The sequence below is a fragment of the Metapseudomonas otitidis genome (assembly GCF_011397855.1).
In the GTDB taxonomy this organism is placed as follows: Bacteria; Pseudomonadota; Gammaproteobacteria; order Pseudomonadales; family Pseudomonadaceae; genus Metapseudomonas; species Metapseudomonas otitidis.
The window spans coordinates 5,653,408-5,678,225 of the sequence record NZ_AP022642.1; the positions used below are offsets into that span (position 1 = coordinate 5,653,408).

At 67.6% G+C, this 24,818-nt stretch carries 25 protein-coding genes; 20 read left to right on the forward strand and 5 right to left on the reverse strand.

Features of this window, described 5'->3' with window-relative positions; translation table 11 throughout:
- Position 1 precedes the first annotated feature (1 nt).
- The gene (locus PotMrB4_RS26155) at positions 2 to 1,435 is read right to left on the reverse strand and encodes a M48 family metalloprotease (protein WP_172434853.1); all 1,434 of its coding nucleotides are present in this window, start codon (positions 1,433 to 1,435) and stop codon (positions 2 to 4) included.
- Between the two features lie 156 nt (positions 1,436 to 1,591).
- Positions 1,592 to 1,804 carry a 50S ribosomal protein L31 gene (gene rpmE, locus PotMrB4_RS26160; protein WP_003453200.1) on the reverse strand — a complete coding sequence of 71 codons (213 nt, stop codon included), beginning with the start codon at positions 1,802 to 1,804 and terminating at the stop codon, positions 1,592 to 1,594.
- Positions 1,805 to 1,998: 194 nt separating this feature from the next.
- Between rpmE and PotMrB4_RS26165 the strand changes: the two genes are divergently transcribed.
- From PotMrB4_RS26165 to PotMrB4_RS26210, 10 genes are all read left to right on the forward strand, one after another.
- Entirely contained in the window at positions 1,999 to 4,218 is a 2,220-nt protein-coding gene (locus tag PotMrB4_RS26165; RefSeq protein ID WP_142013721.1) for a primosomal protein N', read from the forward strand.
- Positions 4,219 to 4,341: 123 nt separating this feature from the next.
- The gene (gene argS / locus PotMrB4_RS26170) at positions 4,342 to 6,081 is read left to right on the forward strand and encodes an arginine--tRNA ligase (protein WP_142013718.1); all 1,740 of its coding nucleotides are present in this window, start codon (positions 4,342 to 4,344) and stop codon (positions 6,079 to 6,081) included.
- 7 nt (positions 6,082 to 6,088) lie between these two features.
- Positions 6,089 to 6,799: an SPOR domain-containing protein gene (locus tag PotMrB4_RS26175; RefSeq protein WP_044406706.1), complete on the forward strand. Its 711-nt coding sequence runs from the start codon at positions 6,089 to 6,091 to the stop codon at positions 6,797 to 6,799.
- 97 nt (positions 6,800 to 6,896) lie between these two features.
- Positions 6,897 to 7,427 (forward strand): ATP-dependent protease subunit HslV, encoded by a 531-nt coding sequence (gene hslV / locus PotMrB4_RS26180; RefSeq protein ID WP_044406703.1) that lies wholly within the window; start codon positions 6,897 to 6,899, stop codon positions 7,425 to 7,427.
- 29 nt (positions 7,428 to 7,456) lie between these two features.
- Positions 7,457 to 8,794: an ATP-dependent protease ATPase subunit HslU gene (gene hslU, locus PotMrB4_RS26185; RefSeq protein WP_044406700.1), complete on the forward strand. Its 1,338-nt coding sequence runs from the start codon at positions 7,457 to 7,459 to the stop codon at positions 8,792 to 8,794.
- Positions 8,795 to 8,865: 71 nt separating this feature from the next.
- Complete coding sequence (locus tag PotMrB4_RS26190) at positions 8,866 to 9,237, forward strand: gamma-butyrobetaine hydroxylase-like domain-containing protein (protein ID WP_074973668.1); 372 nt, start codon at positions 8,866 to 8,868, stop codon at positions 9,235 to 9,237.
- Between the two features lie 290 nt (positions 9,238 to 9,527).
- On the forward strand, positions 9,528 to 11,207 hold the full coding sequence (phaC, locus tag PotMrB4_RS26195) for a class II poly(R)-hydroxyalkanoic acid synthase (protein WP_172434854.1): 1,680 nt from the start codon (positions 9,528 to 9,530) through the stop codon (positions 11,205 to 11,207).
- A 152-nt stretch (positions 11,208 to 11,359) separates the two neighbouring features.
- Complete coding sequence (gene phaZ / locus PotMrB4_RS26200) at positions 11,360 to 12,217, forward strand: poly(3-hydroxyalkanoate) depolymerase (RefSeq protein WP_044406694.1); 858 nt, start codon at positions 11,360 to 11,362, stop codon at positions 12,215 to 12,217.
- Between the two features lie 168 nt (positions 12,218 to 12,385).
- On the forward strand, positions 12,386 to 14,068 hold the full coding sequence (gene phaC, locus PotMrB4_RS26205) for a class II poly(R)-hydroxyalkanoic acid synthase (protein ID WP_044406691.1): 1,683 nt from the start codon (positions 12,386 to 12,388) through the stop codon (positions 14,066 to 14,068).
- Positions 14,069 to 14,124: 56 nt separating this feature from the next.
- Entirely contained in the window at positions 14,125 to 14,742 is a 618-nt protein-coding gene (locus tag PotMrB4_RS26210; protein ID WP_044406688.1) for a TetR/AcrR family transcriptional regulator, read from the forward strand.
- A gap of 47 nt (positions 14,743 to 14,789) precedes the next feature.
- Here PotMrB4_RS26210 and PotMrB4_RS26215 read toward each other — a convergent pair whose 3' ends face one another.
- From PotMrB4_RS26215 to PotMrB4_RS26225, 3 genes are all read right to left on the reverse strand, one after another.
- The gene (locus tag PotMrB4_RS26215) at positions 14,790 to 15,611 is read right to left on the reverse strand and encodes a phasin family protein (protein ID WP_172434855.1); all 822 of its coding nucleotides are present in this window, start codon (positions 15,609 to 15,611) and stop codon (positions 14,790 to 14,792) included.
- Positions 15,612 to 15,621: 10 nt separating this feature from the next.
- A complete protein-coding gene (locus PotMrB4_RS26220; protein WP_044406681.1) occupies positions 15,622 to 16,062 on the reverse strand; it encodes a phasin family protein in 441 nt (146 codons plus the stop codon).
- Positions 16,063 to 16,173: 111 nt separating this feature from the next.
- On the reverse strand, positions 16,174 to 16,449 hold the full coding sequence (locus PotMrB4_RS26225) for a polyhydroxyalkanoic acid system family protein (RefSeq protein WP_044406678.1): 276 nt from the start codon (positions 16,447 to 16,449) through the stop codon (positions 16,174 to 16,176).
- Positions 16,450 to 16,576: 127 nt separating this feature from the next.
- Between PotMrB4_RS26225 and ubiE the strand changes: the two genes are divergently transcribed.
- The 10 genes from ubiE (at position 16,577) to PotMrB4_RS26275 (ending at position 24,640) form a co-directional block, all read left to right on the forward strand.
- Positions 16,577 to 17,347 (forward strand): bifunctional demethylmenaquinone methyltransferase/2-methoxy-6-polyprenyl-1,4-benzoquinol methylase UbiE, encoded by a 771-nt coding sequence (gene ubiE / locus PotMrB4_RS26230; RefSeq protein ID WP_044406675.1) that lies wholly within the window; start codon positions 16,577 to 16,579, stop codon positions 17,345 to 17,347.
- Positions 17,347 to 17,964, forward strand: a complete 618-nt coding sequence (locus PotMrB4_RS26235; RefSeq protein ID WP_044406672.1) for a ubiquinone biosynthesis accessory factor UbiJ — start codon at positions 17,347 to 17,349, stop codon at positions 17,962 to 17,964. Before ubiE ends, PotMrB4_RS26235 begins: the two co-directional genes overlap by 1 nt.
- Positions 17,961 to 19,556 carry a ubiquinone biosynthesis regulatory protein kinase UbiB gene (ubiB, locus tag PotMrB4_RS26240; RefSeq protein WP_044406669.1) on the forward strand — a complete coding sequence of 532 codons (1,596 nt, stop codon included), beginning with the start codon at positions 17,961 to 17,963 and terminating at the stop codon, positions 19,554 to 19,556. Before PotMrB4_RS26235 ends, ubiB begins: the two co-directional genes overlap by 4 nt.
- 73 nt (positions 19,557 to 19,629) lie before the next feature.
- Positions 19,630 to 20,031, forward strand: coding sequence for a phosphoribosyl-AMP cyclohydrolase (gene hisI / locus PotMrB4_RS26245; RefSeq protein WP_044406666.1), 402 nt, complete (start codon positions 19,630 to 19,632; stop codon positions 20,029 to 20,031).
- On the forward strand, positions 20,024 to 20,359 hold the full coding sequence (locus PotMrB4_RS26250) for a phosphoribosyl-ATP diphosphatase (RefSeq protein ID WP_044406663.1): 336 nt from the start codon (positions 20,024 to 20,026) through the stop codon (positions 20,357 to 20,359). Before hisI ends, PotMrB4_RS26250 begins: the two co-directional genes overlap by 8 nt.
- Before the next feature lie 24 nt (positions 20,360 to 20,383).
- Positions 20,384 to 20,647 carry a twin-arginine translocase TatA/TatE family subunit gene (locus tag PotMrB4_RS26255; protein ID WP_044406660.1) on the forward strand — a complete coding sequence of 88 codons (264 nt, stop codon included), beginning with the start codon at positions 20,384 to 20,386 and terminating at the stop codon, positions 20,645 to 20,647.
- 6 nt (positions 20,648 to 20,653) lie between these two features.
- Positions 20,654 to 21,148, forward strand: a complete 495-nt coding sequence (gene tatB, locus PotMrB4_RS26260; protein WP_172434856.1) for a Sec-independent protein translocase protein TatB — start codon at positions 20,654 to 20,656, stop codon at positions 21,146 to 21,148.
- Positions 21,145 to 21,930, forward strand: coding sequence for a twin-arginine translocase subunit TatC (tatC, locus tag PotMrB4_RS26265; protein WP_172434857.1), 786 nt, complete (start codon positions 21,145 to 21,147; stop codon positions 21,928 to 21,930). Before tatB ends, tatC begins: the two co-directional genes overlap by 4 nt.
- Positions 21,927 to 22,634 carry a 16S rRNA (uracil(1498)-N(3))-methyltransferase gene (locus PotMrB4_RS26270; RefSeq protein ID WP_142013704.1) on the forward strand — a complete coding sequence of 236 codons (708 nt, stop codon included), beginning with the start codon at positions 21,927 to 21,929 and terminating at the stop codon, positions 22,632 to 22,634. The genes tatC and PotMrB4_RS26270 overlap by 4 nt, the downstream gene beginning before the upstream one ends.
- Before the next feature lie 86 nt (positions 22,635 to 22,720).
- Positions 22,721 to 24,640, forward strand: coding sequence for a methyl-accepting chemotaxis protein (locus PotMrB4_RS26275; RefSeq protein ID WP_172434858.1), 1,920 nt, complete (start codon positions 22,721 to 22,723; stop codon positions 24,638 to 24,640).
- Positions 24,641 to 24,818 lie beyond the last annotated feature (178 nt).

A 24,818-nucleotide genomic window follows, 5' to 3' on the forward strand; every position in this document is an offset into this window, starting at 1 on the left:
TCTAACGTACGACTTTCAGCCAATCCCCAGGTTGCACATCACCGATTGGATACAGATTGTTGAGCAATCGTATCCTATTTTCCAGGTCATGGGTGGAAACCGCAGCGTTTCCGACGGAAATGAAATCTGTCAGATGCTGCCCCTTCCCCACCTTAACCGTACGAATCCGTACCGGTTCGGCGAGGGACGCATCCTGCTCCGTCACTCCACGGAGACTAAGAACGGTGGCCAACACCTGTGCATCGGCATCCCGCAGGGCCGCGTCCTTCTCGGCCCCGGCGACGAAGAGATACGCGCGCGCGTCTCCGAAAGCCACCGCCACGCGTCGGGCCGGCGGGCCGGCGATCCAGGCCGTCGCCCCGGGCAAGGCGGCGCAGTCCAGGGTGCGCGCCTCCAGTAGATGCCGATCCCCCACGCGAGCACCGAGGAATGCCATCGGCGATAGCCCTGGCTCGACAGGTTCCGAACGCAACCCGAGGTAGACGACCCCATCTGGCGAGTAGGCCGTCACGGAATCCGGCTCGCTGACCACTCGCCACCCCGGCGGATAGTCGAGCGCCACCCCCAGCGGCCCGTGCGAGAGATGCCGACCACGCAGCACGCCCTGCCCCACCGGCCCACCGATGACCAACCCATCCAGCGCCTGGAAGTAGGCATCGCGATTCCAGACCCCCGAGCCCGTTTCTCGACTCATCAATTGGCGCAGGCGCGCCTCGTGGGCCGGATGCGAATCGAACAGCCCGTGGTAGCCGCCAGCCTGTCGACCGGGATCAGCACGCTCCGAGCGGAGGAAAGCATCCTGGGCCTGGAGCACCTCGATGACCCTCACCAGCGCCTGCGGGTCATAGCCACTGCGCGCGAGGTACTGCAGCGCCAACTCGTCGGCCTGCAACTCCATCTCCCGGCCGTAGCCACGCACCAGCGCCCCGCCCAGGAGTTGCGTCGCATCCGCCACGGCCCCCACCCCGGTGCCCAGCGCCGCCACCTGGCCGATTGCACCCCAGGCCTGGGACTGACTCCGCTGTCGCGCACCATGGCGCGCCGTGACGTGGCCGATCTCATGGGCCAGCACCGCCGCCAGCTCCGCCTCCGACCCCAGGTAGGCCAAAAGCCCCCGGTGCACATAGATGTAGCCGCCCGGCAGGGCAAAGGCGTTGAGATCCGGCGAATCGATCACCGTGAAGATGAAGGCCAGGTCAGGACGATGGCTGTGCCGGGCCACCCGCTCCCCGACCTGCTGGACATAGGCCTGGAGCTGCGCATCCGGGTAGCGGGGGTAGCGTTGTTGCACGTCCTGGTTGTAGCGGATGCCAAGCTCCTGCTCGGCCGCCTCGTCCATCAGCACGAAGTCGTCCCGCCCCGTGGCCGGGTTCACCGCGCATCCGCTCGCCAGTGCCATGCACACGACCAGCAGCAGCCAGGGAAGAAAGGGCATCGCCACCTCGTTGAGGTCCACCGTGCCAGGAGCCGCGGTTCTACGCCGCCCGGCGGTACAGCGTCAATGCCCGGAAGACGGGCATGAAAAAGGCGCCCCTCGGGGCGCCTTTTCGTGCAGCTGGGAGCTCGTTGCGAGCCTCCCGGCGAACGGGCCTTATTTGGCGCCGAACACGCCGAAGCGCTGCTTGAAGCGATCGATACGGCCGCCGGTGTCCAGGACCTTCTGCTTACCGGTGTAGAACGGGTGGCACTCGGAGCACACGTCGAGGCTGATGTTCTTGCCCAGGGTGGAGCGGGTCTTGATGACGTTACCGCAGCTGCAGGTAGCTTCGATCGCTACGTATTCGGGATGGATTTCCGGTTTCATGGCTTGATCCTCAGGTCTGGCGTGCCGCCACCCGACCCTATGTCGAGTACCGCACGGAAACAGGCGCGAGATGATACCAGACCTTCCCCGACGCGCAAGCGCAGCCTGCGCCGAGCGACGCACGGCACCCATCCCGCCGCTTGCGACGGGAACGGCATCCCCCTAGCATCCCCGGGCCCCCACCGGAGTTCCCCGTGCCCAGCCCCATCCTGCGACTCGCCCTGCCCTCGCCCCTGCGCCGCCTGTTCGACTACCGCGCCCCTGCCGGCGTGGCCCCGGCCGCCTTGCAGCCCGGTATACGCGTGCGGGTGCCGTTCGGCCGTCGCGAAGTCATCGGCGTGCTGGTGGAAGTCACCGACCGCAGTGAAGTCCCGGAGGACAAGCTCCGCCCCGCGCTCGCCCTGCTGGACCGCCAGCCGCCATTGCCGGCGCCGCTGTTCCAGCTCTGCCTGTGGACGGCCCAGTACTACCAGCACAGCCTCGGCGACACCCTCAGCTGGGCACTCCCCGTGCTGCTGCGCCAGGGCGAACCGGCCGAAGCCCGCCAGGAGCGCTTCTGGCACGCCTGCGAAGGCGCCCGCGCCGACGACCCGCGCCTGGCCCGCGCACCACGCCAGCGCCAGGCCCTGGCCATCCTCGCCCAGCACCCCCATGGCGTCGCCCACCAGCTGCTCGCACAGCTGCAGCTGAACAAGGACAGCCTCGACCTGCTGCTGGAAAAGGGACTGGCGCGCGTGGAGACCCGCCGCCATGCCCCCGCGCCACGCCACGAACACTGGCTGGCCCAGGCCGAACTGCCACTCAACGGCGAGCAGCGGGCCGCCTTCGACGCGGTGCAGTCCTCCTTCGGCCAGTTCAACGCCTTCCTGCTCGCCGGCGTCACCGGCAGCGGCAAGACCGAGGTCTACCTGCAACTGATCCGCGAGACCCTGCAGGCCGGCAAGCAGGCCCTGGTGCTGATCCCCGAGATCAACCTCGGCCCGCAGACCCTCGAACGCTTCTCCCGGCGCTTCAACGCCCGCGTCGCCCTGCTGCACTCCGCCGTCAACGACCGCGAACGCCTGGACGCCTGGCTCGCCGCCCGCGATGGCGAGGCCGACATCATCATCGGCACCCGCTCGGCCCTGTTCACCCCCATGAAGAACCCGGGGCTGATCATCGTCGACGAAGAACACGACGCTTCCTATAAACAGCAGGAAGGCCTGCGCTACCACGCCCGCGACCTGGCCATCGTCCGCGCCCGCCAGGAGAACGTGCCGATCCTGCTGGGCTCCGCCACCCCCTCGCTGGAAAGCCTGCAGAACGCCTACGCCGGCCGCTACGGCCTGCTGCGGCTGACCCAGCGCGCAGGCGGCGCCCGGCAGCCGCGCTTCCTGCGCCTAGACGTGAAGAGCCGCCCGCTCGACAGCGGCATCTCCGGCCCATTGCAACAGGCCATCCAGCAGACCCTGGAGGCCGGCCAGCAGGTGCTGGTCTTCCTCAACCGCCGAGGCTTCTCACCCACCCTGCTGTGCCACGACTGCGGCTGGATCAGCCAGTGCACCCGCTGCGACGCCCGCATGACCCTGCACCAGCGCCACAACGAGCTGCGCTGCCACCACTGCGGCCATGTCCAGCGCCGCCCGGACAACTGCCCCGACTGCGGCAAGGTCGACCTGCGCCCCATCGGCGCCGGCACCGAACGCGCCGAAGAACGCCTCGGCATCCTCTTCCCGCAGTTCCCCGTGCTGCGCATCGACCGCGACAGCACCTCGCGCAAGGATGCGATGGCCCAGCTGTTCGGCACCATCAACAAGGGCGAGCCCTGCATCCTCGTGGGCACCCAGATGCTCGCCAAGGGTCACCACTTCCCCCGGGTCACCCTGGTGGCGATCCTTGACGCCGATGGCGGCCTGTTCTCCGCCGACTTCCGCGCCAGCGAGCGCATGGCCCAGCTCATCGTTCAGGTGGCCGGTCGCGCCGGCCGCGCGGAGGAACCGGGCCGGGTGATCATCCAGACCCACCTGGCCGACCACCCGCTGCTGGTGCAGCTCACCGAAGAGGGCTACTTCGCCTTCGCCGAGCAGGCCCTCTCCGAGCGCCGCGCCGCCGGCCTGCCGCCCTTCGCCCACCTGGCCCTGCTGCGGGCCGAAGCGCACAAGCCCGGGCAGGCCGAAGCCTTCCTCGACAGCGCCTGTGCCGAAGCCGAACAGCAGCTGGCCGAGCTGCACCTCAGCGGTGTCGAGCTGCTCGGCCCCGTCCCCGCACCCATGGAGCGCCGCGCCGGCAAGCACCGCGCCCAGCTGCTGCTCCAGGCCAACAGCCGCGCCACCCTGCACCGCCTGCTCACGCCCTGGTCCCAGGCCCTGGAACAGCTCCCCGGCGGCCGGGCCGTACGCTGGTCCCTGGATGTCGACCCGATCGACCTGTTCTGACGCGACCCACCGTCACAGGCGCCCCTCGGCGCCTGGCGCTTGAAGCGGCGGGCACTGCACGCCGATAATGCGCGGTTTTCAACCAGCGCCACGGCGCCGCCGACTTCCGGCCGAGAGCAGAACATGAAAGACACCATTCGCCAGCTGATCCAGCACGCCCTGAACCGTCTCGCCAGCGAAGGCGTACTGCCCGAAGGCCTGACCCCCACCATCCAGGTGGAAAACACCAAGGACAAGACCCACGGCGACTTCGCCAGCAACATCGCCATGATGCTGGCCAAGCCCGCCGGCCTGAAGCCGCGCGACCTGGCCGAGAAGCTGATCGCCGCCCTGCCCCAGGATGACCAGGTGAGCAAAGTGGAGATCGCCGGCCCCGGCTTCCTCAACTTCTTCCAGAACACCCAGGCCCTGGCCCAGCGCCTGGACGCCGCCCTGGCTGACGCCCACCTCGGCGTGCGCAAGGCCGGCCCGGCCCAGCGCGTGGTGGTCGACCTCTCCGCCCCCAACCTGGCCAAGGAGATGCACGTCGGTCACCTGCGCTCCACCATCATCGGTGACGGCGTGGCCCGCGTGCTGGAGTTCCTCGGCGACGAGGTGATCCGCCAGAACCACGTGGGCGACTGGGGCACCCAGTTCGGCATGCTGCTGGCCTACATGCAGGAGCAGCCGGTGGACAGCGACGCCGAGCTGTCGGACCTGGAAGGCTTCTACCGCGCCGCCAAGAAGCGCTTCGACGAATCCAGCGAATTCGCCGACCGCGCCCGCGAACTGGTGGTCAAGCTGCAGGCCGGCGATGCCGAGTGCCTGCGCCTGTGGAACCGCTTCAACGACATCTCACTCAGCCACTGCCAGGCCGTCTACGACCGCCTGGGCGTGAAGCTGACCATGGCCGATGTGAAGGGCGAGAGCGCCTACAACGACGACCTGCCCAACGTGGTCGCCGACCTGCGCGCCAAGGGACTGCTCACCGAAAGCGACGGCGCGCTGTGCGTGTTCATGGACGAGTTCAAGAACGCCGAAGGCGACCCGCTGCCGCTGATCGTGCAGAAGGCCGGCGGTGGCTACCTCTACGCCACTACCGACCTCGCCGCCACCCGCTACCGCAGCGGCGTGCTCAAGGCCGACCGCGCCCTCTACTTCGTCGACCAGCGCCAGGCCCTGCACTTCCAGATGGTCTTCGCCGCCGCGCGACTGGCCGGCTTCGTACGCCCCGACTTCGAGATGGAGCACATGGGCTTCGGCACCATGAACGGCGCCGACGGCAAGCCCTTCAAGACCCGCGACGGCGGCACCATCAAGCTGATCGACCTGCTCAACGAGGCCGAAGAGCGCGCCTATGCCCTGGTCAAGGAGAAGAACCCGGAGCTGGACGAGGCCGAACTGCGCCAGATCGCCCGCGCCGTCGGCATCGGCGCCGTCAAGTACGCCGACCTCTCCAAGCACCGCACCAGCGACTACAGCTTCAACTTCGAGCAGATGCTGAGCTTCGAAGGCAACACCGCGCCCTACCTGCTCTACGCCTACACCCGCACCGCCAGCGTGTTCCGCAAGCTGGGCAAGGGCGTCGACGAGATCGGCGGGCAGATCATCCTCGCCGCCGAGCAGGAGCAGGCCCTGGCCGCCAAACTGGCGCAGTTCGCCGACATCCTCAACAACGTTGCCGCCAAGGGCGTTCCGCACATCCTCTGCACCTACCTCTACGACCTGGCCGGCCTGTTCTCCAGCTTCTACGAGAACTGCCCGATCCTCGCCGCCGAGGACGAAGCCACCCAGCAGAGCCGCCTGCGCCTCGCCGCCCTCACCGGTCGCACCCTCAAGCAAGGCCTGGAACTCCTCGGCCTGAACACCCTGGAACGCATGTAACGGACCCATGGCGAAGAAGAAAGCAGCCCCCAAACGCGGAGCCAGCCGCTACCAGGCACCGGCGAAGAAACCGGTGCCTGGCTGGGTCTGGCTGGCCATCGGCCTGGTCATCGGCGGCTTCGTGGTCATGCTGATGAAGCTCGAGCCCGGCCGCGACGACATCCGCCGCGCCAAGCCCGAGCAACAGCAGCAGGCCGCCGGCGGCAAGCCCAAGCCCCAGGGCCAGGCCCAGCCCGCGCAGCCCCCGGCGGAGAGCGAGCCGGCCAAGCCGAAGTACGACTTCTACACGCTGCTGCCGGAGTCCGAGGTCATCGTGCCGCCGGACGCCCTGCCCAAGGAGACGCCGGCCACCCCGCCGACGCCCCAGCAGCCGGTGACCCCGGAAGAAGCCGCGAAGATCGACAAGGCACGGGCCGAAGCCGCCCTCGCCGGCCAGGTACCGCCGCCTCCGCCCACCGTGGCCAAGGCGCCGACCACCACCCAGTTCTTCCTCCAGGCCGGCTCCTTCCGCAAGAAGGAAGACGCCGACCGCGTCCGCGCCCAGATCATCCTGCTGGGCCAGAACGTCCAGGTGGAGTCCGGCACCGTGCGCGAGGAAACCTGGTACCGCGTGCTGGTCGGCCCCTTCGCCAGCCGCGAGCAGCTCGCCACCGCGCAGAAACAGCTGGCCGGCAGCGGCTTCGGTAATCTCCTGTTGCAACAGCGGCAGGCACGCTGATCGACGAATCACCCCCGCGCGGTTGAAAAGCCGCGCGGGCTCCCCCATCTGGGTTTCCATTCGGGCATTTTCGCCCCGCTGCGTGGAGACTCCTCCCTTGACCACCATCGTTTCAGTCCGCCGCAACGGCAAAGTCGTCATGGGCGGCGACGGCCAGGTTTCCCTCGGCAACACCGTCATGAAAGGCAACGCCAAGAAGGTGCGCCGGCTGTATCACGGCCAGGTGCTGGCCGGCTTCGCCGGCGCCACCGCCGATGCCTTCACCCTGTTCGAGCGCTTCGAAGGCCAACTGGAGAAACACCAGGGCCACCTCGTGCGGGCAGCCGTCGAACTGGCCAAGGACTGGCGTACCGACCGCTCCCTGAGCCGCCTGGAAGCCATGTTGGCCGTGGCCAACAAGGACGCCTCGCTGATCATCACCGGCAATGGTGACGTGGTCGAACCCGAGCACGGCCTGATCGCCATGGGCTCCGGCGGCGGTTTCGCCCAGGCCGCGGCCACCGCCCTGCTGCAGCGCACCGACCTCTCCGCGCGGGAAATCGCCGAGACCGCCCTGAACATCGCCGGCTCCATCTGCGTGTTCACCAACCAGAACCTGACCATCGAGGAGCTGGACAGCGCCGAATGAGCGCCCTGTCCAGCCCCGGAGCGACATCCATGTCCATGACCCCCCGCGAGATCGTCCACGAACTCAACCGCCACATCGTTGGCCAGGAAGACGCCAAGCGCGCCGTCGCCATCGCCCTGCGCAACCGCTGGCGGCGCATGCAGCTGCCCGCCGAACTGCGGGCCGAGGTAACGCCGAAGAACATCCTGATGATCGGCCCCACCGGCGTCGGCAAGACCGAGATCGCCCGCCGCCTGGCCAAGCTGGCCAACGCCCCGTTCATCAAGGTCGAAGCCACCAAGTTCACCGAAGTGGGCTACGTCGGCCGCGACGTCGAGTCGATCATCCGCGACCTGGCCGATGCCGCCGTGAAGATGATGCGCGAACAGGAGATCCACAAGGTCCGCCACCGCGCCGAAGACGCCGCCGAGGAGCGCATCCTCGACGCCCTGCTGCCGCCGGCGCGCAGCGGCTTCGGCGACGAGCCGCAGCGCGAGGACACCAACACCCGCCAGCTGTTCCGCAAGCGCCTGCGCGAAGGCCAGCTGGACGACAAGGAAATCGACATCGAAGTGGCCGAGAACCCGGCCGGCGTCGAGATCATGGCCCCGCCCGGCATGGAGGAGATGACCAGCCAGTTGCAGAACCTGTTCTCCAACATGGGCAAGGGCAAGCGCAAGAGCCGCAAGCTCAAGGTCAAGGACGCGCTGAAGATGGTCCGTGACGAGGAGGCCGCGCGCCTGGTCAACGAGGAAGAACTCAAGGCCCGCGCCCTGGAAGCCGTGGAGCAGAACGGCATCGTCTTCATCGACGAGATCGACAAGGTCGCCAAGCGCGCCAACGTCGGTGGTGCCGACGTCTCCCGCGAGGGCGTGCAGCGTGACCTGCTGCCACTGATCGAAGGCTGCACCGTCAACACCAAGCTCGGCATGGTCAAGACCGACCACATCCTGTTCATCGCCTCCGGCGCCTTCCACCTGGCCAAGCCCAGTGACCTGGTGCCCGAGCTGCAGGGCCGCCTGCCGATCCGCGTGGAACTCAAGGCCCTCTCCCCGGAGGACTTCGAGCGCATCCTCACCGAACCCCATGCCTCCCTCACCGAGCAGTACACCGCATTGCTGAAGACCGAGGGCCTGAACGTCGAGTTCGCCCCCGAGGGCATCAAGCGCCTGGCCGAGATCGCCTGGCAGGTCAACGAGAAGACCGAGAACATCGGGGCCCGTCGCCTGCACACGCTGCTGGAGCGCCTGCTGGAGGAAGTCTCCTTCAGCGCCGGCGACCTCGCGGCCCAGCACGAGGAGGCCCCGATCCGCATCGACGCCGCCTACGTCAACGGCCACCTGGGCGAGCTGGCCCAGGACGAAGACCTGTCGCGCTACATCCTCTAAGCTGTGCGACACACTCGCGTGCCAGCCGCGGCATCCCGCCCGGCTGGCCGCCCCGGTCCGGAGCCCCGCCCATGCGCATCCCCACCGCCATCGCACTGCACAAGGCATCCCGCACCCTGGTGCTCAGCTACGGCACTGAACGCCACAGCCTGCCCGCCGAATTCCTCCGCGTGCATTCCCCCTCCGCCGAGGTACAGGGTCACGGCCAGCCGGTGCTGCAATACGGCAAGCAGAACGTCGCCCTGGTGAAGGTCGAACCCGCCGGCAACTACGCCCTGAAACTGACCTTCGACGACGGCCACGACAGCGGCCTGTTCACCTGGGACTACCTCTATGAACTCGCCACCCGCCAGGACGAACTCTGGAAGGACTACCTGGCGCAGCTCCAGGCCGCCGGGCGCTCCCGCGACCCCGACGAAAGCGTCGTCCGCCTCATGCTCTGAAGCGGTGCAGGCCCTGGCCCCATCCTGGCCAGGGCGCACGCGGTTAGAGCGCATTTTCTAGATCCCGCCGCCATACTCTTCGACGCACGCCAGCCCCCGGGCCAGCTTGCGCATTCACCTAAACTCGGGTAACCAGAACTGGCAGGTTCCATGCATTTGGCAACCAAAGGTTCACAGAAACAGGCGAAGTTCTCTTCGCACCCCCGGTAACCCGAGCAGTACCAGGCCACGCTTAACTGTCCCGTACAGCAGTTCGCCGGTATCCGTCTCAGGACAATGGAGCGTCGTAGATGAGCAACAAGAACAACGAAGACCTGCAGCGACAAGCCTCGGAGAACACCCTGGGCCTGAACCCGGTGATCGGCATCCGCGGAAAGGACCTGCTGACCTCCGCACGCATGGTCATGCTGCAGGCCGTCAAGCAGCCCTTCCACAGTGCCAAGCATGTCGCCCGTTTCGGCGTCGAACTGAAGAACGTGCTGCTCGGATCCTCCGACCTGCACCCCGAAGCGGACGATCGCCGCTTCAACGACCCGGCCTGGAGCCAGAACCCGCTCTATCGCCGCTACCTGCAGACCTACCTCGCCTGGCGCAAGGAACTGCATCAGTGGATCGAGCACAGCAACCTGTCCGAGTCCGATACCAGCCGCGGCCACTTCGTGATCAACCTGATGACCGAGGCCATGGCCCCCACCAACACCATGGCCAACCCGGCGGCGGTCAAGCGCTTCTTCGAGACCGGCGGCAAGAGCCTGCTCGACGGCCTTTCCCACCTGGCCAAGGACCTGGTCAACAACGGCGGCATGCCGAGCCAGGTGAACATGGACGCCTTCGAGGTCGGCAAGAACCTCGCCACCACCGAAGGCGCCGTGGTGTTCCGCAACGACGTGCTGGAGCTGATCCAGTACAAGCCCATCACCGAGCAGGTGCATGAACGCCCGCTGCTGGTGGTGCCGCCGCAGATCAACAAGTTCTACGTCTTCGACCTTTCCCCGGAGAAGAGCCTGGCGCGCTTCAATCTGCGCAACGGCATCCAGACCTTCATCGTCAGCTGGCGCAACCCCACCAAGGCCCAGCGCGAATGGGGCCTGTCGACCTACATCGAGGCCCTCAAGGAAACCATCGAGGTGGTGCTGAAGATCACCGGCGCCAAGGACCTCAACATGCTCGGCGCCTGCTCCGGCGGCATCACCACCGTCGCCCTGCTGGGCCACTACCAGGCCATCGGCGAGGAGAAGGTGCACGCCTTCACCCAGTTGGTGAGCGTGCTGGACTTCAACCTCGACACCCAGGTCGCGCTGTTCGCCGACGAGCAGACCCTCGAAGCCGCCAAGCGCCGCTCGTACCAGTCGGGCGTGCTCGAAGGCAAGGACATGGCCAAGGTGTTCGCCTGGATGCGGCCCAACGACCTGATCTGGAACTACTGGGTGAACAACTACCTGCTGGGCAACGAGCCGCCGGTGTTCGACATCCTCTACTGGAACAACGACACCACGCGCCTGCCCGCTGCCTTCCACGGCGAGCTGGTGGAGATGTTCAAGACCAACCCGCTGACCCGACCCGACGCGCTGGAAGTCTGCGGCACCCCGATCGACCTGAAGAAAGTCACCTGCGACTTCTTCTGCGTGGCCGGCACCACCGACCACATCACCCCCTGGGAAGCCTGCTACCGCTCGGCCCGCCTGCTGGGAGGCAAGTGCGAGTTCGTACTGTCCAACAGCGGCCACATCCAGAGCATTCTCAACCCGCCCGGCAACCCCAAGGCGCGCTTCTCCACCGGCAGCGACATGCCCGCCGACCCGAAGGCCTGGCAGGAGAACGCCACCAAGCACGCCGACTCCTGGTGGCTGCACTGGCAGGCCTGGCTGGCCGAGCGCTCGGGCAAGCTGAAGAAAGCCACGCTGACCCTCGGCAACAAGGCCTACCCGGCCGGCGAGGCGTCCCCGGGAACCTATGTCCACGAGCGCTGATCGCGCCTCGCGCGCATCGTCGCCCCGGCACCCGGACGTGCCGAACCGGTTCGCCGCCCGAATGGGCGGCGGCCTGAGCCGGCTCATCCCCGGCAGTCCAGGCGGAGCCCCAGCCGGCGCCGCCCGCCGTATCCACCCATAGGGGCTCGCGCATGCCGCAACCTTTCGTCTTCCGCACCATCGACCTCGACGGCCAGACCATCCGCACTGCGGTACGTCCGGGCGGCGAACACCTGACGCCGCTGCTGATCTTCAACGGCATCGGCGCCAACCTCGAGCTGGTCTTCCCCTTCGTCCAGGCGCTGGACCCGGACCAGGAAGTGATCGCCTTCGACGTCCCCGGCGTCGGCGGTTCCTCCACCCCCAGCACGCCCTACCGCTTCCCCGGCCTGGCGAAGCTCGCCGCGCGGATGCTGGACTACCTCGACTACGGCCAGGTCAACGCCATCGGCGTCTCCTGGGGGGGTGCGCTCGCCCAGCAGTTCGCCCACGACTACCCCGAGCGCTGCAAGAAGCTGATCCTCGCCGCCACCTCCGCCGGCGCGGTGATGGTGCCCGGCAAGCCCAAAGTGCTGATGCGCATGGCCAGCCCGCGGCGCTACATCCAGCCGTCCTACGGCGTGCACATCGCCCCGGACATCTACGGCGGCGCCTTCCGCCGCGACCCCGGCCTGGCCATGGCCCACGCGAGCAAGGTGCGCTCCTCCGGCAAGCTGGGCTACTACTGGCAACTGTTCGCCGGCCTCGGCTGGACCAGCATCCACTGGCTGCACCGCATCCGCCAGCCGACCCTGGTGCTGGCCGGCGATGACGACCCGATCATCCCGCTGGTGAACATGCGCCTGCTGGCCTGGCGCATCCCCAATGCGGAGCTGCACGTGATCGACGACGGCCACCTGTTCCTGGTGACACGCGCTGAAACAGTCGCGCCGATCATCATGAAGTTCCTCGCCCAGGAGCGGCGGCGGGCAGTCATGCACCCCAAGCCGCTGCTGCCCCGCACCCCCTGAGCCAAATCGCGCCCCAGGATGGGGCCCTTCCCTACCTGAGCGCCGGCACGGTGCAGCCCGCCCGGACTTGAATTTCCCGGGAACTGGTCTGGAATGCACCTGTCGTGCTCGTGGTACGAGCCTTGCTGACCCTCCATGACGATGGACTGATTACGGAGTGTTGCCCCCATGCGAGAGAAAAAGGACTCGGGCGCCTTGCCGGTCCCCGCTAACTTCATGAACGTGCAGAGCGCCATTGTCGGCCTCCGAGGCAAGGACCTGGCCTCGACCGTCCGCACCCTGGCCGTGCACAGCGCCAAGCGCCCGGTGCACAGCGCCCGCCACCTGCTCAAGCTGGGCGGCAAGCTCGGCCGTGTGCTGCTGGGAGACACGCCCTACACCCCCAACCCGCAGGATGCGCGCTTCGCCGACCCGTCCTGGCGGCTCAACCCCTTCTACCGGCGCGGGCTCCAGGCCTACCTGGCCTGGCAGCAGCACCTGATGGAGTGGATCGACGACAGCGAGCTGTCCCCGGACGACCGCACCCGCGCACGCTTCGTGCTGTCGCTGCTCAGCGATGCCGTGGCCCCGTCCAACAGCCTGCTCAACCCACTGGCGGTCAAGGAGCTGTTCAACACCGGCGGCCTCAGCCTGATCAACGGTGCGCGCCACCTGTTCGACGACCTGCTGCACAACAACGCAATGCCCAGCCAGGTCAGCAAGCACGCCTTCGAAGTCGGGCGGAACCTGGCCACCACACCGGGCTCGGTGGTGTTCCGCAACGAGATGCTGGAGCTGATCCAGTACAAGCCCATGAGCGAGAAGCAGTACCTCAAGCCCCTGGTGATCGTTCCCCCGCAGATCAACAAGTTCTACATCTTCGACCTGACGCCGGAGAAGAGCTTCGTCCAGTACGCCCTGAAGAACGGCCTGCAGGTGTTTGCCATCAGCTGGCGCAACCCCGACGCGCGTCACCGCGAGTGGGGCCTGTCCAGCTACGTGCAGGCCCTGGAGGAAGCCACCGATGTGTGCCGCGCCATCACCGGCAGCAAGGACCTCAACCTGGTCGGCGCCTGCGCCGGCGGCCTGACCATCGCCGCCCTGCAAGGCCACCTGCAGGCCAAGCGGCAGTTGCGCAAGGTCAGCAGCGCCACCTACCTGGTCAGCCTGCTGGACTCCCAGGTGGAAACACCGGCCGCGCTGTTCGCCGACGAACAGACCCTCGAAGCCGCCAAGCGCCGCTCCTACCAGGCCGGCGTGCTGGATGGCCGCGACATGTCGAAGATCTTCGCCTGGATGCGTCCCAACGACCTGGTGTGGAACTACTTCATCAACAACTACCTGCTGGGCCGCCAGCCACCGGCCTTCGACATCCTCTACTGGAACAACGACAACACCCGGCTGCCGGCCGCCATGCACGGCGACATGCTCGACCTGTTCAAGCACAACCCGCTGACCCGCCCCGGCGCACTGGAAGTGTGCGGCACGCCGATCGACCTGAAGAAGGTCACCGTCGACAGCTTCAGCGTGGCCGGCATCAACGACCACATCACGCCCTGGGAGTCGGTCTACCGTTCCGCCCTGCTGCTGGGGGGCGAGAGCCGCTTCGTGCTCTCCAACAGCGGCCACATCCAGAGCATCCTCAACCCGCCCGGCAACCCCAAGGCCACCCACCTGGAGAACCCCACCCTCAGCTCCGACCACCGCGCTTGGTACTACGACGCGGAGAGCGTCGCCGGCAGTTGGTGGCCGAAATGGCTGGAGTGGATCCAGGCGCGCTCGGGCGAGCAGCGGGAAACCCAGGTGGCGCTGGGCAACCCGGACTACCCGCCGATGGAGGCCTCGCCCGGCACCTACGTACACGTACGCTGAACAGGAAGTCGCCGGGCCCGGTGGGCGGGTCCGGCAGAACAGAACAAGAAGGCAGGATGAAGACCCGCGACCGCATACTCGAATGCGCCCTGGCGCTGTTCAACCAGGAGGGCGAACCCAACGTCACCACCCTGGAGATCGCCACCGAGCTGGGCATCAGCCCCGGCAACCTCTACTACCACTTCCACGGCAAGGAGCCGCTGGTGATGGCGCTGCTGGAGCGATTCCAGGCCGAGACCGAGCCCCTGCTCGACCCACCCGATGGCGCCCGGCTGGACGTGGAGGAGTACTGGCTGTTCCTGCACCTGATCGTCGAGCGGGTGGCGCGCTACCGCTTCCTCTTCCAGGACCTGTCCAACCTGGCCGGGCGCCTGCCCCGGCTCGCACGCGGCATGCGCCACTGGCTGAACGCCCTCAAGCGCACCCTGGCCGCCCTGCTGGCCCGCCTGAAGGCGGACGACCAGCTGGTGAGCGACACTCCTGCACTGGGCCAACTGGTGGAGCAGATCACCCTCACCCTGCTGTTCTCGCTGGACTACCAGCGCATCCTCGGCAACGGCGCCGGCGAGAGCCAGCTGGTGGTCTTCCAGATCATGATGCTGGTGGCGCCCCACCTGCGCCCGGAGGCGCGGATGGCAGTCGAAGGCCTCGCCCGTCGCTACCTGGAAGCCTGAAACGAGAACGCCCGGCATGGGCCGGGCGTTCAAGTGACCTGGGGTGATCAGGCCTGGGGCGTTGCCGCACTCGGCGCATCCGCAGCAGCCGGAGCCGGTGCTGCCGGAGCAGTGGGCGCAGCTGCCGGGGCCGGAGCCGCCGCTTTCGCCGGAGCCGGCTTCTTGGCCGGAGCCTTCTTCGCAGCCGGCTTGGCAGCGGCAGGCTTGGCTGCAGGTTTTGCAGCGGCAGCCTTGGCGGCCGGTTTGGCAGCGGGCTTCGCAGCAGCCGGTTTGGCAGCCGCGGGCTTGGTGGCCGGCTTGGCAGCGGCGGCTTTCGCCGGAGCAGCCTTGGCGGCAGGCTTGGCCGCCGGTTTGGCAGCAGGCTTAGCGGCCGGCTTGGCTGCAGCGGCCTTCGCCGGGGCTGCCTTGGCGGCGGGCTTGGCTGCCGGCTTGACCGCCTTGGCGGATACACCGGTCAGCTTCTCGATCTGCTTGGTCAGTGCCTCGACCTTGCCGTGCAGCTCCTTCACCTCGTTGCGGCTGGGCACGCCCAGGCGGGAGATGGCGCTGTTCAGGCGCTTGTCGAAGGCCTCTTCCAGCTCGCTCCACTTGCCGAGCGCCTTGTCCTTCACTTCATCGACCCGGGACTTGGCCGAATCCACGCGCGAACCGACACGGGACTTGACGGCATCGACCTGCTTGTCGACTTCGGTCTTGGCCTGCTTCTCGGCCTTCTCGCCATCCTTGACCAGGGTATCGAACAGCTTGGTGCCGTCGTTGCTGATCTTGGAATAGGCCCCGAGGCCCGCCAACCAGATCTGGCGCGAGTATTTCTCGATCTCGCCGATCCAGGAGTTGGTTTCTTTTGCGGTTTTCTTCTTACCAGCCATCCTGCTCTCCTTATTTGGTTCGCGCGACGTGTTCGAGCAATGCGCTCAACTCATCGAGCTTAGCAGAGAGTGCCTCAACGTCCTGGCGGGAGGGAATCCCGAGGCGATTGAGTGCCACTGCTACGCGGTTGTCGAATGCTTTCTCGATGCGGTCGATCTGGACCTCGACCTTTTCCTTCACGCCCGCCACGCTCTCGAGCACGCTGCCCTTGACCGAATCGAGCTGGCTGTTGGCCGCCTCGACACCGGCATCGACGCTCTTGCGGCCGCGCTTCTCGACGCCTTCGCCGGCCTTGACCAGCTCACGCAGGTAGTCGACGCCTTCCTGGCCAGCCTTGGCGTAGGCGCCCAGGCCTGCCAGCCAGATCTTCCTGGCATAGAGGCGTACGTCGGAAAGAACGGGGGTCTTCTCTACTTCGACTTTCTTCTTGGCGGTGGCTGCCTTGGCCATGGTGCACCTCACGCGGATTGTGGGGGACTCGCCCGGAATCGGGGCTTGGGGTGCACGTTAGCCAGGAAAATTAGAAACCGCATACTAGCCGCAGGACGGGTGCGGCGGCCGTCAGGCCAGGTATTCGTCCAGGGCCTTCTCGATCTCGCGCTTCACGCTGCCGCCCATGGCCGACAGCAGCAGACCCAGCTTCACCTCGACATTGACCCTGTCGTCGCTCACCTCGATGCGCCCGTCAGCCCCGCTGCGGCTGAATTCCAGGGTGTCGCCGCGCCACTGGTAACGCACGTCGTACTCGCGCGCCAGGCGCTCGGCGAGCTGCTCGGCCTTCTCCCGCACGGCGGCTTTTCCGAGCTGGTGGGAACGTTCGACGTGGATGCGTGCCATGGGTGTCTCCGGACTGCGACTTAAGGTCGCGCGACTATAGCAGGCCACTCCAGGCGCCGGGCGCAGCCCAAGACAAACCAGGCCGACAAGCCTAGAATGGCCGCCAATTCTATTCCGGGGCAGCGACATGAACGAACCGCGCAAAGGCCACGATGCCGAACCCACCACCCACTTCGGCTACCAGAACGTGCCGGAGAGCCAGAAGGCCGCCAAGGTCGCCGAAGTGTTCCACTCGGTGGCCGCCAAGTACGACCTGATGAACGACCTGATGTCCGGCGGCGTCCACCGGCTGTGGAAGCGCTTCACCATCGAACTGTCCGGCGTGCGCCCGGGCAACCGCGTGCTGGACATCGCCGGCGGCACCGGCGACCTCACCCGCCAGTTCTCCCGCCTGGTCGGCCCCACCGGTGAAGTGGTCCTCGCCGACATCAATGCCTCCATGCTCCAGGTCGGTCGCGACAAGCTGCTGGACAGCGGCGTCGCCGGCAACGTCAGCTTCGTCCAGGCCGATGCCGAGAAGCTGCCCTTCCCCGACAACCACTTCGACGTCGTCACCATCGCCTTCGGCCTGCGCAACGTCACCCACAAGGACGCCGCCCTGCGTTCCATGCTGCGCGTGCTCAAGCCCGGTGGCCGCCTGCTGGTGCTGGAGTTCTCCAAGCCCACCAGCAACCTGCTGAGCAAGGCCTACGACGCCTACTCCTTCACCCTGCTGCCGCTGATGGGCAAGCTGATCACCAACGACGCCGAGAGCTACCGCTACCTGGCCGAATCGATCCGCATGCACCCCGACCAGGAAACCCTCAAGGCCATGATGGTGGAAGCCGGGTTCGAACGGACCACCTTCCACAACATGACCGGCGGCATCGTCGCCCTGCATCGCGGCATCAAGCCCTGATGCTCACCCAGGCCCTGCTGGCCGGCGCCGAACACGGCCTCAACCGGGTCCTGCGCCTCGACGCCACCGCCCTGCCCCGGCTGTCCCGCCTGGAAGGCAAGGTGATCCGCATCGACTGCCAGGCCCCCGCGCTGGAGCTCTACCTGCTGCCCGGTGGCGACGGCCTGGTCCTCGCCGCCCACTGGGCCGCACCGGCCGACTGCACCCTGCGCGCCCCCGCCGCGAGCCTGCTGCGCCTGGCCCTGAGCAAGGAGAAGACCGCCGTCCTGCACCGCCCCGAGGTGGAACTGGAAGGCGACAGCGCCGCGCTCATGGAACTGGCCGCGGTGCTGCAGGACCTGGAGCTGGACTGGGAATACGAAGTCTCCCGCTGGCTCGGCCCGGTGGGCACCCAACTGCTCGCCGGCCACCTGCGCAGCCGCGCCGGCTGGGCCGGGCAGAGCCTGGACAGCCTGCGCCAGAACCTCGCCGACTACCTCGCCGAGGAATCCCGCACCCTGGTGGGCCAGCGTGAAGCGGAAGCCCGCTTCGCCGAACTGGACCGTCTCAAGATCGATCTCGACCGTCTCGAAGCCCGCATCGGTCGCCTGACCCGGAAAAGTCCCCCAGACGCATGAAGCTGCTCGCCGTCCGCCGCCTGTTGCGCATCCAGAGCGTGGTCATCCGCTACCGCCTCGACGACCTGATATTCGACCTCCCGCTGCCCTGGTGGCTGCGCATGCTCGGCTGCCTGCTGCCCTGGCGCTGGTTCCCCCGGCGCGACCTGCAGCTGACCCGTGGCGAGCGCCTGCGCCTGGCCCTCGAAGGCCTCGGGCCGATCTTCATCAAGTTCGGCCAACTGCTCTCCACCCGCCGTGACCTGCTGCCGCCGGACATCGCCGATGAGCTGGCACGCCTGCAGGACCAGGTCCCCCCCTTCGACCCCGAGCAGGCCGTGCGCCTGATCGAAGAGCAGCTCGGCGCCCGCATCAGCGACGTCTTCACCCGCTTCGACGTCGCCCCGCTGGCCTCCGCCTCCGTGGCCCAGGTCCACGCCGCACGCCTGAAGAGCGGCGAAGACGTGGTGGTCAAGGTGGTGCGCCCGGGCCTCAAGCCGGTGATCCGCCAGGACCTCGCCTGGCTGTTCCTCATCGCCCGCCTGGCCGAGCGCCTCTCCAGCGACGCCCGCCGCCTGCGCCCGGTGGAAGTGGTCAGCGACTACGAGAAGACCATCTACGACGAGCTCGACCTGCTGCGCGAGGCGGCCAACGCAAGCCAGCTGCGGCGCAACTTCGAGGGCTCGCCGCTGCTCTACGTGCCCCAGGTCTACTGGGACTGGTGCCGCCCCAAGGTGCTGGTGATGGAGCGCATCTACGGCGTCCCGGTCACCGACCTGGCCACCCTTGCCGACCAGCGCACCGACCTCAAGCTGCTGGCCGAACGCGGCGTGGAGATCTTCTTCACCCAGGTGTTCCGCGACAGCTTCTTCCACGCCGACATGCACCCCGGCAACATCTTCGTCAGCACCCGCCAGCCCTGGAACCCGCAGTACATCGCCATCGACTGCGGCATCATCGGCAGCCTCACCCCCGAGGACCAGGACTACCTCGCGCGCAACCTCATCGCCTTCTTCAAGCGTGACTACCGCCGCGTCGCCCAGCTGCACATCGACTCCGGCTGGGTCCCGGCGGAAACCCGGGTGAACGACTTCGAAGCGGCCATCCGCACCGTCTGCGAACCCATCTTCGAGAAGCCGCTGAAGGACATCTCCTTCGGCCAGCTGCTGCTGCGCCTGTTCCAGACCGCACGCCGCTTCAACATGGAAGTGCAGCCGCAACTGGTATTGCTGCAGAAGACCCTGCTCAACATCGAAGGCCTCGGCCGCCAGCTCTACCCCGACCTCGACCTCTGGAGCACCGCCCAGCCCTACCTGGAGCGCTGGATGCGCGAGCGCGTCAGCCCCAAGAGCCTGCTGTCCAACCTGCAGGCCCAGGTCGAGCAGGTGCCGCACCTGGCCGGCATGACCCGCGACCTGCTGGAGCGCATGAGCCAGCCCCATGCCAGCGACCCGCCACCGCCCTGGCGCCGTGCCAGCGACGGCCTCGCCCCGCGCCTGATCGGCGCCGCCCTGCTGGTGGGCGCGGCCAGTACCGGCCTGGAGCAGCACCTCGCCGCCTGGCCGGCCTGGCTGATGCTGGCCAGTGGTCTGTATCTCGTACTTCGCCGATAGCCAAGGCCGCGCCAGCGCTGGCACACTACTGCCCCCGGCCGGGCCCGCACCCGGCCTGCTCGTGGAAACCGACATGAACGACTGGCTGGAAGACATCCACTGGAACGCCGACGGCCTGGTCCCGGCCATCGCCCAGGACCACAAGACCGGACGCATCCTGATGATGGCCTGGATGAACCGCGAATCCCTGGCCCTGACCGTGGCCGAGAACCGTGCCATCTACTGGTCACGCTCGCGCGGCAAACTCTGGCGCAAGGGTGAGGAATCCGGCCATGTGCAGAAGCTCCACGAGTTGCGCCTGGACTGCGACGCCGACGTGATCGTGCTGATGGTCGAGCAGATCGGCGGCATCGCCTGCCACACCGGCCGCGAAAGCTGCTTCTACCGCGTCTACGAGAACGGCGGCTGGAAGACCGTCGACGCGGTCATCAAGGACCCCGACGCGATCTACCACGCAGGACATGCACATGAGTGACACCCTTTCCCGCCTCGCCGAGGTGCTCGAAGCCCGCAAGAACGCGCCGGCCGACTCCTCCTACGTGGCCAGCCTGTACCACAAGGGGCTGAACAAGATCCTCGAGAAGGTGGGCGAGGAATCGGTTGAAACCATCCTGGCCGCCAAGGATGCCGCCACCAGCGGCGACTGCAGCGACCTGATCTACGAAACCGCCGACCTCTGGTTCCACAGCCTGGTCATGCTCGCCGCCCTCGGCCAGCATCCCCAGGCCGTACTGGACGAACTGGAGCGTCGCTTCGGCCTGTCCGGGCACGCTGAAAAAGCCGCCCGCCAGCCTTCCGCCTAACGAATCGATACGCAGGAGCAAACCATGGGTATTTTCGACTGGAAACACTGGGTGGTCATTCTGATCGTCGTCGTCCTGGTCTTCGGCACCAAGCGCCTGAAGAACCTCGGCTCCGACGTCGGCGAAGCCATCAAGGGCTTCCGCAAGGCCATGAACACCGAAGACGAGCAGAAGGCCGAGCAGCCCCAGCAGCCCGCCGCCCAGCCGACTGCCGCCCCGCTGAACCAGCCGCACACCATCGACGGCCAGGCGCACAAGGTCGAAGAGCCGACTGTGCGCAAGGACTGATGCGCCATGTTCGGCATCAGCTTTGGTGAATTGCTGCTGATCGGCCTCGTGGCCCTGCTGGTGCTCGGCCCCGAGCGCCTGCCGGGTGCTGCACGTACGGCAGGCCTGTGGATCGGCCGCCTGAAACGCAGCTTCAACGCCATCAAGCAGGAAGTGGAGCGCGAGATCGGCGCCGACGAGATCCGTCGCCAACTGCACAACGAGCAGATCATGGCGATGGAGCGGCAGATCAAGGAAAGCATCGTGCCGCCCAGCCTGGAGAACCTGCTGGCCGACCCGGCGCAGCGTGACGACGCCGCCGAGGCCTCGCCCACCCCCGCCGCCCCGCAGCCGGCACCGGCTCCCGCCCCGGCAGCCAGCGCTCCACCGTCGCCTGCTGCCCAGCCCGTGCCCGGCACGACACCCGCCGCGTCCGGCGCCACGGTCGCCACCCCGCTGGCGACCCCGCAGGCTGCCACGACCCCCTCCGCCGAACCGCCACAGCCGCCCCGCCCCCTATGAGCGACCAGAAGCCGGAATACGACCAGGAGATGCCCCTGGTCTCGCACCTCGCCGAACTGCGTACCCGCCTGCTGCGTTGCGTCGCGGCGGTGTTCCTGATCTTCGCCGGGCTGTTCTACTTCGCCCAGAAGATCTACACCCTCGTTTCCGCACCGCTGCGCCAGTACCTGCCGGAAGGCGCGACGATGATCGCCACCGATGTGGCCTCGCCCTTCCTCACCCCGTTCAAGCTGACCATGGTGGTGGCGCTGTTCCTCGCCATGCCGGTGATCCTGCACCAGGTCTGGGGCTTCATCGCACCCGGCCTGTACAAGCACGAGAAGCGCGTGGCCATGCCCTTGCTGGTGTCCAGCATCGTGCTGTTCTACTCCGGGATGGCCTTCGCCTACTTCCTGGTGTTCCCGCTGATCTTCCACTTCTTCGCCAGCGTCACCCCAGAAGGCGTGTCGATGATGACGGACATCGCCAGCTACCTCGACTTCGTCATGACGCTGTTCTTCGCCTTCGGCGTCGCCTTCGAGATCCCCGTCGCGGTGGTGCTGCTGATCTGGATCGGCGTGGTCGACGTGGCCTACCTGAAGAAGATCCGCCCGTACGTGATCATCGGCTGCTTCGTGGTCGGCATGATCCTCACCCCGCCGGACATCTTCTCCCAGACCCTCCTGGCCGTGCCCATGTGGCTGCTGTTCGAGGTCGGCGTGTTCTGCGGCGGCCTGGTGCGCCGGCGCAACGACACGCCGGAAAGCGAGCCCGAAGACCAGCCGCCCGCCACCCGCCCGTGAACCTCCTGCTGCTGGAAGAGGGCGACTTCGTCGCCCCCGGCCACGCCCTCCTGCGTGGCCGCCGCCTCAAGCACCTGCATGACGTGCACCGCGCCGAAGCCGGTGACAGCCTGCGGGTCGGCCTGCTCGGCGGCGCCATGGGCGAAGGCCGGCTGACCGTCCTGGAGGCCGACCATGCCGAACTGCAGGTGAGCCTCGACCAGCCGCCGCCGGCCAAGCTGCCGCTGACCCTGCTGCTGGCCCTGCCACGCCCGAAGATGCTCCGCCGCGTGCTGCAGACCGTCGCCACCATGGGCGTGCCACGCCTGGTGCTGCTCAACAGCTACCGGGTCGAGAAGAGCTTCTGGCAGACCCCCTTCCTCGAACCCGCCGCCATCCGTGAGCAACTGATCCTCGGCCTCGAACAGGGCCGCGACACGGTGCTCCCCGAAGTCGTCATCGAGAAACGCTTCAAGCCCTTCGTCGAAGACCGCCTGCCCGCCCTCGCCGCCGGCACCCGTGCCCTGGTCGGCCACCCCGGCCCCTGGCCGGACTGCCCCCGTGCCGTGGAAGGCCCCGTCACCCTCGCCATCGGCCCCGAAGGCGGCTGGATCCCCTACGAAGTCGAGAAGCTGCAAGCCACCGGATTCGAAGCGGTGCAACTGGGCGAACGCATCCTGCGGGTCGAGACGGCGGTTACCGCTCTGCTCGCCCGCCTGTTCTGACAGGCGCCCCATCAAGCGCCCCGGCAATCCGCCGATAAACTTCCACCTCCCTCAACCTCTCTGCCGCGTTCGCCAGGAGAAGAAGCATGTCACGCTGGTTCGGTAACCTCAGTGTCAGCCTCAAGCTCGCCATCGGCTTCGGCCTCGTCCTGCTGCTCACCCTGCTCATCACCCTCACCGGTTGGCTCGCCATCGACGAAACCCTGGATCGAGGCCAGAAACTCCAGGACTCGGCCAACCTCAGCGAGCTGGCCAAGGACCTGCAGATCAGCCAGCAGGCCTACCAGCTCAAGCAGGACGCCAACAACGCCGAGCGTGTACGCGCGCGCGTGCAGGCCATCAACGACCACACCCGCACCCTCGAACAGCACTTCACCGACGCCCGCGACCGCGAGCACATGGAGCAGGCCCGCCAGGCGACCCAGGCCTACCAGGCCGCCTTCACCGAGCTCGGCAAGGCCTACCAGACCCGCGAGGGCGCGCGCAGCCAACTGGGCACCAGCGCCGACGCCGCCATGGCCTCAATCGGCAACCTCATTGAGCGCGTCCTCGCCGACATCACCCTCGACGATGCCGGCCGCCTCACCCAGTTCCACGAACTGGCCGACCTGCGCCTCTCGGTAATGCAGGCCCGCTTCCAGGTCCGTGGCTACACCTTCAGCAACGACCCCAGCTTCCAGGACGCCGCCCTGCAAGCCGTGGATGCCGCCCTCGGCAACCAGGCCAAGCTGGCCGCCACCCTGGGCAACGACGACACCGACCTGGCCCGCGTTGGCAGCAACCTCAAGACCTACCGCGACGCCATCAGCGCCTATCGCCGCGCCAACGACAACGCCCAGGCCCAGTTCGACGCCATGGGCCAGCAGGGCCAGCGCCTGCTGGAGATCAGTGCGCGCCTGTACACACAACAGAACGCCAAGCTCGAAGCCGAGACCCGCCAGACCCACGTCATGCTGCTGGTGGCCTCGATCATCACCCTGGTGCTCGGCCTGTTCGCCGCCCTGCTCATCACCCGGCAAATTACCCAGCCCCTGCGCGACACCCTCGACGCCGCCGAACGCATCGCCGCCGGCGACCTCAGCCGCGACCTGGTGGTGCAACGCAGCGACGAACTCGGCCAGTTGCAGGGCAGCATCCAGCGCATGAACGCCAGCCTGCGCGACCTGATCGGCCGCATCCGTGACAGCGTCACCCAGCTCGCCAGTGCCGCCGAAGAACTGTCCGCCATCACCACCCAGACCAGCGCCGGCGTGAACGCCCAGAAAGTCGAGACCGACCAGGTCGCCACCGCCATGAACGAGATGGCCGCCACCGTCCACGAGGTCGCCCGCAACGCCGAAGACGCCTCCCAGTCCGCCAGCGCTGCCGACCGCCAGGCCCGCGAAGGCGAGACGGCCGTCAACGACGCCGTGCAGCAGATGGACCGCCTGGCCGACGAGGTCACCCGCTCCAGCGATGCCGTCACCCACCTCAAGCAGGAGAGCGAGCGCATCGGCAGCGTGCTGGACGTGATCAAGACCGTGGCCGACCAGACCAACCTGCTGGCCCTGAACGCCGCCATCGAAGCCGCCCGAGCCGGCGAAGCCGGTCGCGGCTTCGCCGTGGTCGCCGACGAAGTGCGCGGTCTGGCCCAGCGCACCCAGCAATCCACCCAGGAGATCGAAGCGCTGATCGCCGGCCTGCAGAGCGGTGCCCAACGCGCCGCCAGCCTGATGGAAACCAGCCGCGAGCTGACCGACAGCACCGTCGAACTGACCCGCCGCGCTGGCCGCCGCCTGGGCGCCATCGCCGAATCGGTGTCCACCATCCAGGCCATGAACCAGCAGATCGCCGCCGCCGCCGAGCAGCAGGGCGCCGTGGCCGAAGAGATCAACCGCAGCGTGGTCAGCGTGCGCGACATCTCCGAGCAGACCGCCTCCGCCAGCCACCAGACCGCCACCTCCAGCGTCGAACTCGCCCGCCTGGGCGGCAGCCTGCAGGACTTGGTCAGCCGCTTCCGCGTCTGATAGCAGGCCGCCCGGGCCGGCTATCAGACGAAATATCAAACTGCCACCATGTTCTTGCCGGCGCCCCGGGGCGCCGGCTACTCTCCCGCCCCCGCGTCACAGGCCGCCGTCTCGGCAGCGCCTTTCCCAATAACTCCAACAGACGCCTCACCCGCCACGGCGATGCCCCGCGCACCGC

Coding starts and splice junctions, on each gene's coding strand:
- PotMrB4_RS26255 (WP_044406660.1), top strand. CDS start 20,384: ATGGGTATTTTCGACTGGAAACACTGGGTGGTCATTCTGATCGTCGTC.
- rpmE (WP_003453200.1), bottom strand. CDS start 1,804: ATGAAACCGGAAATCCATCCCGAATACGTAGCGATCGAAGCTACCTGC.
- PotMrB4_RS26210 (WP_044406688.1), top strand. CDS start 14,125: ATGAAGACCCGCGACCGCATACTCGAATGCGCCCTGGCGCTGTTCAAC.
- phaZ (WP_044406694.1), top strand. CDS start 11,360: ATGCCGCAACCTTTCGTCTTCCGCACCATCGACCTCGACGGCCAGACC.
- PotMrB4_RS26155 (WP_172434853.1), bottom strand. CDS start 1,435: ATGCCCTTTCTTCCCTGGCTGCTGCTGGTCGTGTGCATGGCACTGGCG.
- PotMrB4_RS26175 (WP_044406706.1), top strand. CDS start 6,089: ATGGCGAAGAAGAAAGCAGCCCCCAAACGCGGAGCCAGCCGCTACCAG.
- PotMrB4_RS26215 (WP_172434855.1), bottom strand. CDS start 15,611: ATGGCTGGTAAGAAGAAAACCGCAAAAGAAACCAACTCCTGGATCGGC.
- PotMrB4_RS26250 (WP_044406663.1), top strand. CDS start 20,024: ATGAGTGACACCCTTTCCCGCCTCGCCGAGGTGCTCGAAGCCCGCAAG.
- hslU (WP_044406700.1), top strand. CDS start 7,457: ATGTCCATGACCCCCCGCGAGATCGTCCACGAACTCAACCGCCACATC.
- hisI (WP_044406666.1), top strand. CDS start 19,630: ATGAACGACTGGCTGGAAGACATCCACTGGAACGCCGACGGCCTGGTC.
- phaC (WP_172434854.1), top strand. CDS start 9,528: ATGAGCAACAAGAACAACGAAGACCTGCAGCGACAAGCCTCGGAGAAC.
- PotMrB4_RS26235 (WP_044406672.1), top strand. CDS start 17,347: ATGCTCACCCAGGCCCTGCTGGCCGGCGCCGAACACGGCCTCAACCGG.
- argS (WP_142013718.1), top strand. CDS start 4,342: ATGAAAGACACCATTCGCCAGCTGATCCAGCACGCCCTGAACCGTCTC.
- ubiB (WP_044406669.1), top strand. CDS start 17,961: ATGAAGCTGCTCGCCGTCCGCCGCCTGTTGCGCATCCAGAGCGTGGTC.
- PotMrB4_RS26190 (WP_074973668.1), top strand. CDS start 8,866: ATGCGCATCCCCACCGCCATCGCACTGCACAAGGCATCCCGCACCCTG.
- PotMrB4_RS26275 (WP_172434858.1), top strand. CDS start 22,721: ATGTCACGCTGGTTCGGTAACCTCAGTGTCAGCCTCAAGCTCGCCATC.
- tatB (WP_172434856.1), top strand. CDS start 20,654: ATGTTCGGCATCAGCTTTGGTGAATTGCTGCTGATCGGCCTCGTGGCC.
- PotMrB4_RS26220 (WP_044406681.1), bottom strand. CDS start 16,062: ATGGCCAAGGCAGCCACCGCCAAGAAGAAAGTCGAAGTAGAGAAGACC.
- PotMrB4_RS26225 (WP_044406678.1), bottom strand. CDS start 16,449: ATGGCACGCATCCACGTCGAACGTTCCCACCAGCTCGGAAAAGCCGCC.
- ubiE (WP_044406675.1), top strand. CDS start 16,577: ATGAACGAACCGCGCAAAGGCCACGATGCCGAACCCACCACCCACTTC.
- tatC (WP_172434857.1), top strand. CDS start 21,145: ATGAGCGACCAGAAGCCGGAATACGACCAGGAGATGCCCCTGGTCTCG.
- phaC (WP_044406691.1), top strand. CDS start 12,386: ATGCGAGAGAAAAAGGACTCGGGCGCCTTGCCGGTCCCCGCTAACTTC.